Origin of the sequence: Neorhizobium vignae (assembly GCF_000732195.1) — a bacterium.
GTDB lineage: Bacteria > Pseudomonadota > Alphaproteobacteria > Rhizobiales > Rhizobiaceae > Neorhizobium > Neorhizobium vignae.
Window position 1 is genome coordinate 211,380 of record NZ_JNNU01000002.1, and the last position, 12,482, is coordinate 223,861.

The following is a 12,482-nucleotide window of genomic DNA, read 5'->3' on the forward strand; positions in this document are numbered from 1 at the left end:
CGGGTTCGGCCTTCCATGACAAGAATAACCATCGTGACGGATGCCTGGTACCCTCAGGTGAACGGTGTCGTCCGTTCGATCGAGAATACCAATCGGGAACTTGCCCAGATGGGCGTCGATGTGACGATGGTGACGCCGCAGGATTTCACCAGCGTTCCCTGCCCCACCTATCCGGAAATCCGTCTCTCGGTCGCCACCTACTGGCAGATCGCCAGCGCCATCCAGGCGTCGATGCCGACCGCCGTGCATATCGCAACCGAAGGCCCGCTCGGGTTGCTTGCCCGCCGCTGGTGCCTCAAGAACAACATCCCCTTCTCGACCAGCTACCACACCCGTTTTCCGGAATACGTGTCGGCGCGCTTCCCCATCCCGGTCCGCTGGCTGCACGGCTTCGTGCGCTGGTTCCACAATGCCGGCAATGGCTGCATGGTGGCGACCGCCAGCCTTGAGCGCGAGCTTTCGAAGCTCGGTCTCAAGAACCTCTTGCGCTGGAGCCGCGGCATCGACCAGACCATGTTCCACCCGATGGATCTCGACGAGCGGCCCTTCGACCTGCCGCGCCCGATCTTCATGACCGTCGGCCGCGTCGCGGTGGAAAAGAACCTGCCCGCCTTCCTCGATCTCGACCTGCCCGGCTCCAAGGTCGTGGTCGGCGACGGCCCGGCCCGCGCCGACCTGCAGAAGCGTTATCCGAACGTGCTCTTCACCGGCATGAAGACCGGCGAGGACCTCGCCCGCGCCTATGCCCAGGCTGACGTCTTCGTCTTCCCCTCGAAAACCGACACGTTCGGCAACACCATCCTCGAGGCGCTGGCCAGCGGCGTGCCGGTCGCTGCCTACCCCGTCACCGGCCCGATCGACATCATCGAGGAAGGTTCCGGTGCCGGCGCGCTCCACGAAGATCTTCGCGCGGCCTGCCTTGCCGCGCTCGACTGCTCGCGCGAAAACGCCCAGGCGCTTGCCCGCAAATTCACCTGGGAAGCCGCGTCGAAGCAGTTCCTGAACAATGTGATGATCGCGCAAGGGCGCCCGAAGCTGGCGGCACCGCGAGGCGGAATTCGGCCTTCGGCGGTGTAGTGTCGGAGCCAGGCTCTGCCACCTCATCCGGCTGCAGCCACCTTCTCCCCGTTCCGACGGGGAGAAGGACACAAGACGCACGGCTCCCTATTCCCCGGAAGAGCGCCCAGAGCGAGCCGCCATTTACAGCGATGAGAGGGGCGAAAACGGCGCGGCATATCCCTTCGCCCCGCAAGCGGGGAGAAGGTGGCGGCAGCCGGATGAGGGGCAGCACCGGGCAAGCAGCCAAACGAGGGCCGCAAAAGCCTACCGCTTCTTCTTGCGCCCTTCGAAGGGGTTCTCACCCGCCTTGAAATGCATGCGGATAGGCACGCCCGGAATATCGAAATCGGCGCGCAACCCGTTGATCAGGTAGCGGATATAGCTTTCCGGCAACGCGTCGGGCCTGGTGCAGGACACCATGAAGGCCGGCGGGCGGGCCTTCACCTGGGTCATGTACTTGAGCTTCAGGCGGCGGCCGGAGACGGCCGGTGGCGGATGCTGGGTCTGCACGCCGTCGAGCCAGCGGTTGAGCCTGGCCGTCGAGATGCGCTTGTTCCACACCTTGTCGGTATCGATGATGCTCTGCATCAGCTTGTCGAGCCCGTAGCCCGTCTGGCCGGAAATCGGCACGGCGCGCAGGCCCCGCGCCTGCGGCAGCAGCCGCTCCGTCTTTTCGCGCAGATCGGCGAGCACCGCCTGCGTGTCCTCGACGAGATCCCACTTGTTGAAGGCGAGCACGGCGGCCCGGCCTTCGCGCAGCACCAGGTCGACAAGCTGCAGGTCCTGCTTTTCAAAGGGAATGGTGGCGTCAAAAACGATCACCACGGTCTCTGCGAACCGGATCGAGCGCAGCGCATCGGCAACCGAGAGCTTCTCGAGCTTCTCCTGGACCCGCGCCTTCTTGCGCATGCCGGCGGTGTCGAACATCTTGATGGTGCGGCCGCGCCATTCCCATTCGACCGAGATACTGTCGCGGGTGATGCCCGCTTCCGGTCCGGTCAGCAGCCGATCTTCGCCGAGGAAACGGTTGATCAGCGTCGACTTGCCGGCATTCGGGCGGCCGATGATGGCGACGCGCAGAGGCTTGGTCTCGTCATATTCCGGCTCGCTCTCGTCCTCGTCCGCAAAATCGGAATCGCGAACGTCGATATCGGTCTCCGCCTCATCGACCTCTTCCGGAAACGCCCGTTCTTCACCCAGCGCCTCGACGATCGCGTCGCGCAGGTCGATCATCCCCTGCCCGTGTTCGGCCGAGATCGGCACCGGTTCGCCGAGACCCAGCGTATAGGCATCGTAGAAACCGGCGTCGGAACCGCGCGCTTCCGACTTGTTGGCGACCAGCACGACCGGCTTACCGCTGCGGCGCAGCAGTTCGCCGAACGTCTTGTCGAGCGGCGTCAGGCCAAATTTTGCATCGACCACGAACAGCGTCAGGTCGGCGTCATCGACCGCGGCCTCGGTCTGGGCGCGCATCCGGCCTTCGAGCGTCTCGGGGCCTGCCTCTTCGAGGCCGGCGGTGTCGATGATCGTGAATTTCAGGTCGATGAGCTTCGCGTCGCCCGGCCGGCGGTCGCGAGTGACGCCCGGCGTGTCGTCGACAAGCGCCAGCTTCTTTCCAACCAGGCGATTGAAAAGCGTGGACTTGCCGACATTCGGGCGTCCGACGATGGCGACGGTGAAGCTCATTCTCTTATCCTTAAAGCCCTGAGCGAAATCCGTCAGGGCGCCTTGCCGGAGGAGGCGATGTTGTCGAGCATGATCTGCGCACGGTTGGCAACATTGCGCGGCGCAGAGGCGTCATTGGCGATCTGCTGGAACCATTCCTTGGCCTGCGCGATCTTGCCGGCCTTGTAGGCGGCAAGACCAAGCGCCTCGCGGGCGGAATTGGCAAGCGGATTGGCGGGCACCGCCATGGTTTGCACTTCAGCGGCCACCTGTTCGTAGGTGCCGTTGTCGATCAGCAGCCAGGCGGCGCGCATCCGGGCGAGGTCGCGCATCGCCTGCGGCGCCTTGGCGTCCTTGCCGACCGCCGAGAAGGTGGCGATCGCGCCTGATGTATCGCCCTTGGACTGCTGCACCGAACCGGCGCGCAACTTGGCGAGTACCGGATAGGCGCCGGTGCCGTCCTTTTCAAGCGCCGCGAAGGCGGCGAGCGCCTCGTCGTTCTTGTTGTCCGAGGCAAGCTTCAGGGCCGCCAGGAAACGGTCGCCGGACTGCGAGGAATTATGCGTATCCCAGTATTCGTAACCGCGATAGCCGGCAGTTCCGACGACGATCAGCACGGCGATACCGATCACGACCCTGCCGTAACGCTGCCATGCACCCCTGAACTGATCGGAGCGAAGTTCCTCGTTCACTTCGCGAATAAAACTGTCGTCGTCCTGCGCCATCAAAGTCTCCGGCCCAACCGGCCCATCATGCGGAAAAGCGCCTTCTAGCCTATTTTCCCGGAGATGTAAGGCCCCCCTTAACGCCTGTCGCGCAAAAGTGGGCGCCGGTTTTGCAAAGGCGGCAAGCGCAAATCGAAAAAGACCCGCCCGGGGGCGCCCGTTGGCGGCCTTTCGGCAGGAATCCGCACTTAAATCAAACCGCTCAAAGCTTTGCCTTATTCAGCGGCCACAAAGCCGGCTGCCCTTCGCCATGATTCAGGTACCCGATGCGTTCGCTTGCCCTTCCCCTCGCCCTCTGTCTTCTCGCCGCGCCCCTCACAACCAATGCCGCGGACAAGCCGAAACAGCTGGTGATGGTCTCCTTCGACGGCGCCGGCGCCAATCATCTCTGGCAGCGCAGCCGCGATCTCGCCGCGCGCACCAATGCCCATTTCACCTATTTCCTCTCCTGCACACTGGTGATCGAGCGCGCCAATGCCAAAAGTTATCAGGGGCCGAACGAGAAGCCCGGCAAATCGAATATCGGCTTTGCCCAGACGGCTGCCGAGGCCCGAGAAAGGCTGGGCCACGTCTGGCAGGCGCATCTCGAAGGCCACGATATTTCCAGCCATACCTGCGGCCATTTCGACGGCAAGGACTGGACGGCAGCCGATTGGAGCGCCGAGTTCAGCACCTTCCACGACGTGCTGACCGATGCCTGGAAGACAGCAGGCGCCAGATCGGAGGAACCTCCAGGCTGGAGGAATTTCGTCGCGACCGGGATCACCGGCTTCCGCGCTCCCTATTTCTCCACCAGCCCCGGCCTGGTCGAAGCCGAAAGACGGGCCGGCATCCGCTATGACGCCAGCCTCGTCACCAAGGGGCCGATGATGCCGGAAGAAAAGGGCGGCCTCATCCGCTTCGGCCTGCCGCTCATTCCCGAGGGCCCGTCCAATCGGCCGATCATCGCCATGGACTACAACCTCTTCATCCGCCATTCCGGCGGCATCGACAATCCGAGCAGCTCCGCCGAATTCGAGGACCGCGCCTATTCCGCCTTCAGGGCCGCCTTCGACAAGGAATATGACGGCGACCGCATCCCCCTCCAGATCGGCCTGCATTTCGTCGAAATGAACGGCGGCGCCTATTGGCGGGCAATGGAGCGGCTGGTGACGGAGGTCTGTGCACGCGAGGACGTCGCCTGCGTGAGTTATTCGGAGGCGATCAGGCTGATCCGCGAACGGGAAAAACCGCGGATGGCGTCGGGGCTTTAAAGTTCGATCGGCCTGAGAGTTTGACGCAAAGCCCCCTCCCGGCCTGCCGTCCACCCTCCCCACAATGGGGAGGGATATATGCGGCGCGCTCGCCGCTCCAAAAACGAGACCCCTATCATTCACCGAAACGATCACCACGATGATCGTGCGGAAGATGGCGTGCGGTGACATGCGTTATTTGGCGCCGACATCGCCGCGGGTCTCCCTCCCCCTTGTGGGGAGGGTGGCCGGCAGGCCGGGAGGGGTCTTTGCCGGGGACGATTTCACCCACCCGCGAAAAACCCGCCCAACCGCATCAATGCCTTACCCAGATCCACTTCCCCGTCCATCCCCGCCTCGCCGAACCCATCCCATAATCACCCCGTCATCGGATGGAAACCGGGTTCGCGAACCGGCATCCTCCTCCAAGGGTTTTCGGACCCCGGTTTCCGGTGATGGCTGTCGAACGTGGTGGAACGGGAACTGACAACTCCCGGAAAGCTGCAGCAAACAGTCGGGGCAGGCGGAAAGCCTGATATCCAATACGCCGAAATACCCCGCCTGCCCCATTCCCAAACCAAACCGCGCCGGACGAACGTCCTGCGTGGCCAAAACTGCTGAGTTCAATGGCGACCACTACGGCCGGTCGGCTGCGATCTCGCCGCCCTCGGCTTCCCGCTCCAGGTAATGCTGGTCGATGATCGGCAGCGGCTCATCGTAGATCACCGCTTCGAATGCCTTGAGGCGTTTGTAGATCGACATCAGCTCGACGATCGTCGTCCAGGAATTGATGAGATATTGGAACGACGTGCGCACCTGATCGAAAACATTGCCGACCTGGGTGAAAATCCCCAACGTAACTTTCCCGGCCGCGATCGACGGAATCAATACCATAAGGCTGTAGAGGTCGTCCGCGCGGAGATAGAAGAAGCGGGCGATATTGAAATAGAGATAGTGAAAATAAAGGCGGAAATAGTTTTTCTGGACGTTAGCGAAAAGCTCCGCCACGGTTGCCGGCTGGGCGCGATCCTCATGGTCTTCACCGTAGACCAGTTCCTTGCGGTAGGCGGCCTCGACGCGCTGGTTGCGGAACTCAAGACCAGGCAGCTTGATTCCGACCAGCGCCAGGAAAAGAGTACCGAACAACGACCACACGATCGCCGCCCAGACCAGAGCGTGGGGGATTTCGCCAATAACCGGCAGTTCGGTAATCGTATTCGAGAAGGAAAACAGCACCGGCATGAAGGCGATCAGCGTCATGATCGCCCTGACAAAACCTACGCCCAGTCCTTCGACAGTCAAAGAAAAACGCATCGTGTCTTCTTGCACGCGCTGTGACGCCCCTTCGATGTGGCGCAGCCTGGACCAGTTCGCCATGTAGAATTCGTTCATCGCGGTACGCCAGCGAAAGATGTAGTGACTGACGAAGAACAGGTTCAACACGCTCACGGTGATGGACACGAAAGCAATACCCGTGATGCCCAGCAGGCCGGTATAAAGCTGGCCTGCGGTAACCGGAGCAGTCTTCGCAAGCGCCTGCTGAACAAGATCGTAGTAAGGACCGTACCAAGCATTGAACGCAACACTGACCTGTACGGAAAAATACGTAACGAATACGATCAGTGCGCTTCCCAGCACCGACCAATATTGCCAGCGGTGAGGAGCATACCAGAACCAGAAGGCAGCAAAAATCGCAGTGGCCAGGATATAATACAAGTAGAACCAAAGAAACGGCCCCGACCAGAAAAGCGAGACGTCCACTTCGGCATTGGCATCACGCGGAGCAAAACCAAGGGCTGGACCGATTGCATTTCCGCCCCCATACCAGAGTCCTATGGCTAGGACGGCCCACAGAAAGGCCGAGATGAAAAACACTTTGGGCCGGGGAAAGAAGGAATGGAACACGGAGCTTTGGCTTTCCTGAGTTCGAGTCGGCTGGATGTCGGAAACGACTGTTGAGCCGGAAACTAAGGCAGTTCCAAGGGAGCGGCAATGGCCGCGCCGCTTTGTTACACAATTGTAACCGCGGGATTATTAGGAAGCGCTGCGCGCAACCGGGAGTGCGAGGAGAACGCACACGACAAGTGCCGCCGCCGCAATCAGCGTCGGGGCGACAAAACTGCCGCCGCTTGCTTCAGCGATCCAGCCGGCCACAAGCGGACCGATGATCTGGCCGGTGCCGAAGGCGGCGGTGGCGGAGGCGAGCGCGCGGCGCGGGCTTTCCGGCGAGAGTTTCCGGCCGATCTGCAGCCCATAGGCGGTGATCACCATGAAGGTGACGCCGAGCAGCAGGCCTCCGACGAGCGCCCCGGCGGTCGGCGGCAGCATGACAGAACCGAGCACCCCAACCATCTGCAGCCCGAGCGCCGCGGTATAGGCCTTGGCGAGCCCCAGGCGATTGACCACCGGCCGCCACAGGATCAGCGAGACGGCGGCAGCCGAACCGGTCAGGAACCAGGCGAGGAATTCGACGATCGGACCGGCATTGCCGATCCGGGCGATGGTGACGAGGAAGGTCGCGGTGATCACGTAGCCGAAGCCGAACAGGCCGTAGGAGGCGGTAAGCAGCACGAGTGGCCTGCGCCATTCGAGCGGCGGTTCGACCGTCGAACCCGTGCCGATCGCCTGTTTCGGCAGGATCCAGGCGACTGCGGCGAGCACGACGAGCACGATCCCCGCACCGGCAAGCCAGTTCATCCGCCATCCATGTGCGCCATCGCCGGCCATCGCGTTGACGACGAAGACCAGCGCCGAAGACAGTGCGATGCCGAGCCCGACACCGCCGAAATGCAGGACGTTCACATTGTCGCGGCCGACAGCATAGGGCAGCACGATCGACGAGGTGAAGATCATCGCAAGCGCGCTCGCAAGCCCTGCCAGAAACCGGATGACGATGAAGGCGACGACGGAATCGGTCACCGTCATGGCAGCGAGCAGGATCGCGGTCGCCAGAAGCCCGCCGAGCGCCACCTTGCGCTCGCGCCCGGCCGCCCAGCCATAGGCCGACAGGATGGCGCCGGCGAGGTAACCGGCGAAATTACCCGCGGCGATATAACCCGCGTACGCTGCCGAAAGCGGGATGCCCGTCATCATCCCGGGCAGGATCGGCGTGTAGAAGAAGCGCCCGAAACCCATCGCCGCCGCCATGGCGATCGAGCCGGCAAAGCCGATCAGCAGGGGGCGGTGCGAATAACTCGTATTGATCTGAAGCATGGCACGGTTATCGCAGCCGCGCCCAGCCGCGGCAAATGAGGAATTTTCATTGCAGCGATGCACCGGAATGATGGATCGGTATACAAGCGATCGTGCATGTGCCGCGACGATTTGGTGCAGCGCAAGACCGAAACTGTCTTGCTGCTGACATGAAAGCGAGCCAAGCTCCGACCCATCGCCATCGGGGCGCGGAGGCATGCGCATGGAACATGACCTGACCCTATCCGAAGTACTCGTCGATCCATTGATCACCCAGCTTCGCCAGGCCGACGCTGTCGGTTACGCCGCTTTTGCACAATTGCTGCAGAGCGCGGCACGCGTCCATACGCGCCAGATGCTTGGAAACCTTCAGACCGAGCGTACCGACGCCTTCCATCGTCGTGTCGATGCCGCGTCTGGCGGCAACAAACACAACTGACCGATCTGCCGTAACGGCAGCACTTTTCCGTAACGGCAGAAGTATTCGCTCAATCCGCAAGCGTCAGGATCAGTGGCCCGTTGCGGGTCGCGACGATCGTGTGCTCGTATTGCACGGTAGGCGCCTTGGGATCGCTGTAAAGCGTCCAGGGATCGCCATTGCCGCCGTCCTCGGCCCAGTTGGCGCCGAGCGACAGGAACGGCTCGACGGTGAAGACCAGTCCGTCTTCCATCGAACGCGTCTCATGGCGGTCCGGCCAGGTCGGGATTTCCTTCGGCTCGTCATGCAGCGTCAGCCCGATGCCGTGGCTCGAAAGATTGGTGATCAGCGTATAGCGGTTCTTCTTGGCGAAGGTCCCGATCGCATTGCCTATGCCGGAAAGCGGCTTGCCGGCCTTGACCTGCTGCAGCCCGGTCCACAGTGCGCGGCGGCCGTCGCGGCAGAGTTTTTCGATCTCGCGCTTCACCGGCGGCACCGCGTAGGAGGCACCGGTATCGCCGAAGAAACCGTCCTTCATCGCAGACACGTCGATGTTGACGAGGTCGCCCGCCTGGATCACCCGGTCGCCTGGAATGCCGTGGGCGACTTCCTCGTTGACGCTGATGCAGGTGGCGCCGGGAAACTGGTAGCAGGTCTCAGGCGCCGATTGCGCGCCGTTGTCCTCCAGGAACTTGCGGCCGATCGCGTCGAGCTCCCGGGTGGTGATGCCCGGCTCCAGTGCCTTTGCCATCGTCTCCATCGCCCGCGCGCAAAGCCTGCCGATATCCTTCAGCTTGGCCAGTTCGTCTTCGGTGGAGATAACCATGGTCTGCCTAACGTCCTACGCGTCCTAACTCGATCAGGCGCCGGTTTCGCGCCATCGGCCGAGCCCGTCAATTCTTTTCTGACGACCCCAGTTCTTTTCTGACAAGCGGTGCCACTTTCGTGCCGTAGCGCTCGATGCCGCGCATCACCTGGTCATGCGGCATCGGACCGATCGCCATCTGCAGCAGGAACCGGTCCATGCCGAAAACCTTGTGCGCGGCGATGATCTTTTCGGCCACCAGTTCCGGTTCGCCGAGGAAGAGATTGCCGAGCGCCGAGCGCGCCTCGTCGAAATGCGCCCTGTTGGTGGGACCCCAGCCGCGTTCGCGGCCGATGCGGTTCATCACCTCCGCCTGCGGGCCGTAGAACTGGTCGGCGGCCGCCTGCGTCGTATCGGCGATGAAGCCGTGCACGTTGATGCTGGTTTTCAGCTTGGCCGGATCCTGGCCGGCGCGGCGAGCCGCCTCCCGGTAGAGGTTGAAGAAGGGTGCGAAGCGCGGATATTCGCCGCCGATGATGGCGACCGCGAGCGGCAGACCCATGGCTCCTGCCCGCGCCACCGATTGCGGTGTGCCGCCGACGGCGATCCAGATCGGCAGTTCCTTCTGCAGCGGGCGCGGATAGACGCCGCGGCCGTTGATCGGCGCGCGCTTCTCACCCTGCCAGGTGACAATCTCCTCGTCGCGGATGGCGAGCAGCAGGTCGAGCTTTTCGGCAAACAGCTCGTCGTAGTCGCCGAGGTCGTAGCCGAACAGCGGATAGGATTCGATGAACGAACCGCGGCCCGCCATGATCTCCGCCCTTCCATTCGAAATGAGATCGACGGTGGAAAACTGCTGGAAAACCCGCACCGGGTCGTCGGATGAGAGCACCGAGACGGCACTGGTCAGCCGGATGTTTTTGGTGATCGCCGCAGCTGCGGCAAGCACGGTAGACGGCGACGAAACCACATAGTCGGGGCGGTGGTGTTCGCCGAGCCCGAACACGTCGAGCCCCACCTGATCGGCAAGCGCGATCTCCTCCAGCAGATCCTTGATCCGCCTTGCGCCTTCCGCACCCTTGTCCAGTGCTGCGGCATCGACATCGCCAAAAGTATGAAGCCCGAGTTCCATCTTGCAAAAATCCATTCGTTGATGCCCGTCAGATAGTTATCGGGCGCGTTCGGCGCAAATGCTATTCTTTCGAAGGGAACGTTCGATGGAATGGATGGGTACGGATGCGGCGGGCGCCGCCGGTCCCGTGATTTGGCAACCGGCACGGGACTATGAGATTTTGGGCGCAAACATAGGTTTAGATTCTAAGAAAATGGTAATCCATCGGGCATATTCTTCCCGGCCAACAGGAACAGCGTTTAGGCAATCGAATGAATGACGGCACCGGAAATCGGCCTCACTCGGACTTTCCGAACCTGCAATCATCGAACGACATCCTTATCGTCGAGGATTCCGCCGCGCTTTCGGCCCTGCTGCGACAGCGGCTCGAGCGGGAGACTGCCGGCAGGACCTTTTGCTGTGCGAGCCTGGAGCAAGCTCGCACGCTGCTGGCGGGACAGAAATTCACCCTGGCGCTGACCGGTCTCAACCTGCCCGACGCGCCCAACGGTGAAATCCTTGCCCTGCTTGCCGAATACGCGGTTCCGACAATCGTCTTCACGGCAACCTCCGAGGCGGACGCTACGATCCGCTACTCCGAGCGGAAGATCATCGACTACATCGTCAAGAGCGACAACACGACGGTGGATACGGTCGTCAGGACGGTGAACCGCATCCTGACCAACAGCGCCTTTTCCGTTCTCGTCGTCGATGACGCGAGATGGGCCCGCTCCGGTCTGGTCGAGATCATGCAGCGGCAGAACTTCCGTGTCCTCGAAGCCCTTTCGGGCAAGGAGGCCCTGGACATGCTTGCCGACAACCCATCAATCGAACTGGTCATCACCGACTACAACATGCCGGACATGAACGGACACGAGCTGACGAGGCGCATTCGCGCAACCCGGCCTTCGGACGAATTGCGTATCATCGGGGTTTCCTCTTCGTCCGACCGCGGCCTTTCCGCAAGTTTCCTGAAAGCCGGCGCGTCCGATTTCATCTACCGTCCCTTCGTCCCGGAAGAGCTGCAGTGCCGCATCGACAACAATGTCGAAACGCTGACCCAACTGAAGCGGCTGCGTTACCTGGCGGAACGAGATCATCTGACAGGTCTCGCAAACCGCCGCTTTTTCTTCGAGAAGAACCCGCCCCTGGAGCCTGCACCGGCAAACGACGCGGTTGCCATCCTCGACATCGACCATTTCAAGTCGGTCAACGACACCTACGGCCACGAGGCCGGCGACCAGGTGCTGAAGCGTCTTGCCAGCACCCTCAGGGAGATGACCGTCGACAAGCGATACCTCGCAGCCCGCCTCGGCGGCGAAGAGTTCGCAATCTACATGAAGGATACCAATGCCTTCCAGGCCCATTCCTTCTGCGAGCAGGTACGCAGCCGCGTCCAGGCGACGAGCATCCCGTTGCAGGACAAGGACATATCGGTGACCATCTCCATCGGCGTCATGGAGATGGAGGAGCGAGAAACGTTCGGAAACCAGCTCAACGCCGCCGACCAGCTTCTCTACATGGCGAAAATGAACGGCCGCAACCGGGTCTATTCGAGCCTGACGATACCGGAAGCGCTGATCCCTCAGCCACACGAACCCCATAACTCAGTGACCCGGCGCCCCGGCACCCGGTGAATTGCCAAACGACGTTTCGAATCCGTTTTCAAGGACTTCCGGCGGCCTTTTGAATCAATCCCGAAAGCGCCTCAAGGCGGGCGAAGCCGCCCAAGCCTGGCCCGGGCGGCGGCTCATGCTTCAGAAGGTCTTGGCGACCTGTTCGAGCTGGTCGGCGACGATGCCCCAGCCGTCCGTGAAACCCATCTGCTCGTGGGCCTGCTTGTCTTCCTCCGTCCAATGAAAGGCCGTTGCCGTGTATTTCGTGCGGCCGTTGCCGAGGTCTTCGAATTCGACGACCGCGGTCATGAACGGCTTTTCCGACGGCACCCAGGCGCTGGTATAGGCGTCGGTGAAGACCAGCTTCCTGTTGGGTACGACTTCCAGGTAGATTCCGTAATTGGGGATCTTCTCGCCGTTCGGCCCTTCCATCAGGATGAAGCTCGATCCGCCGGCCCGCAGGTCCATTCGGGCCTCCGTCACTTTCCACGGCAGCGGGCAGAACCACTCGCCCATCCGTTCCGGCGTGGTCCAGGCCTTGTAGAGCTTGTCGGCCGGAACGTCCATTTCGCGGACGATCTGCAGGGCGTGCTTGGCGGTATTGGCGGTCATTGTCGTCTCCCTTGAGGTTTTACAAAACATCTCATCCGATGTTGAAC

11 protein-coding genes are annotated in these 12,482 nt (G+C 62.0%); 4 read left to right on the forward strand and 7 right to left on the reverse strand.

Features of this window, described 5'->3' with window-relative positions:
* The first annotated feature begins 15 nt into the window (after nt 1-15).
* Nucleotides 16-1,077, forward strand: coding sequence for a glycosyltransferase family 4 protein (locus GQ59_RS01155; RefSeq protein ID WP_037076502.1), 1,062 nt, complete (start codon nt 16-18; stop codon nt 1,075-1,077).
* Between the two features lie 246 nt (nt 1,078-1,323).
* Here the strand turns inward: GQ59_RS01155 and der are convergent, their stop codons facing one another.
* Together der and GQ59_RS01165 are read right to left on the reverse strand one after the other, a co-directional pair.
* A complete protein-coding gene (gene der / locus GQ59_RS01160) occupies nt 1,324-2,745 on the reverse strand; it encodes a ribosome biogenesis GTPase Der (RefSeq protein WP_037076505.1) in 1,422 nt (473 codons plus the stop codon).
* 32 nt (nt 2,746-2,777) lie between these two features.
* A complete protein-coding gene (locus GQ59_RS01165) occupies nt 2,778-3,449 on the reverse strand; it encodes a tetratricopeptide repeat protein (RefSeq protein ID WP_037076508.1) in 672 nt (223 codons plus the stop codon).
* A gap of 266 nt (nt 3,450-3,715) precedes the next feature.
* Between GQ59_RS01165 and GQ59_RS01170 the strand changes: the two genes are divergently transcribed.
* The gene (locus GQ59_RS01170; RefSeq protein WP_037076511.1) at nt 3,716-4,702 is read left to right on the forward strand and encodes a polysaccharide deacetylase family protein; all 987 of its coding nucleotides are present in this window, start codon (nt 3,716-3,718) and stop codon (nt 4,700-4,702) included.
* Nucleotides 4,703-5,317: 615 nt separating this feature from the next.
* Here GQ59_RS01170 and sbmA read toward each other — a convergent pair.
* Nucleotides 5,318-6,586 carry a peptide antibiotic transporter SbmA gene (sbmA, locus tag GQ59_RS01175; protein WP_037076514.1) on the reverse strand — a complete coding sequence of 423 codons (1,269 nt, stop codon included), beginning with the start codon at nt 6,584-6,586 and terminating at the stop codon, nt 5,318-5,320.
* Between the two features lie 129 nt (nt 6,587-6,715).
* Nucleotides 6,716-7,894: a YbfB/YjiJ family MFS transporter gene (locus GQ59_RS01180; RefSeq protein ID WP_037078041.1), complete on the reverse strand. Its 1,179-nt coding sequence runs from the start codon at nt 7,892-7,894 to the stop codon at nt 6,716-6,718.
* Nucleotides 7,895-8,096: 202 nt separating this feature from the next.
* Between GQ59_RS01180 and GQ59_RS01185 the strand changes: the two genes are divergently transcribed.
* Entirely contained in the window at nt 8,097-8,312 is a 216-nt protein-coding gene (locus GQ59_RS01185) for a hypothetical protein (protein ID WP_037076517.1), read from the forward strand.
* A 49-nt stretch (nt 8,313-8,361) separates the two neighbouring features.
* On the opposite strand, the gene map is transcribed toward GQ59_RS01185, so the two are convergent.
* Both map and GQ59_RS01195 read right to left on the reverse strand, forming a co-directional pair.
* Nucleotides 8,362-9,117, reverse strand: a complete 756-nt coding sequence (gene map / locus GQ59_RS01190) for a type I methionyl aminopeptidase (RefSeq protein ID WP_037076521.1) — start codon at nt 9,115-9,117, stop codon at nt 8,362-8,364.
* A gap of 67 nt (nt 9,118-9,184) precedes the next feature.
* Nucleotides 9,185-10,228, reverse strand: coding sequence for an LLM class flavin-dependent oxidoreductase (locus GQ59_RS01195; RefSeq protein WP_037078044.1), 1,044 nt, complete (start codon nt 10,226-10,228; stop codon nt 9,185-9,187).
* Between the two features lie 251 nt (nt 10,229-10,479).
* Between GQ59_RS01195 and GQ59_RS01200 the strand changes: the two genes are divergently transcribed.
* Nucleotides 10,480-11,844, forward strand: a complete 1,365-nt coding sequence (locus GQ59_RS01200; RefSeq protein WP_051903731.1) for a GGDEF domain-containing response regulator — start codon at nt 10,480-10,482, stop codon at nt 11,842-11,844.
* 120 nt (nt 11,845-11,964) lie between these two features.
* Here the strand turns inward: GQ59_RS01200 and GQ59_RS01205 are convergent, their stop codons facing one another.
* Nucleotides 11,965-12,435, reverse strand: a complete 471-nt coding sequence (locus tag GQ59_RS01205; RefSeq protein ID WP_037076524.1) for an SRPBCC family protein — start codon at nt 12,433-12,435, stop codon at nt 11,965-11,967.
* Nucleotides 12,436-12,482: the final 47 nt, after the last annotated feature.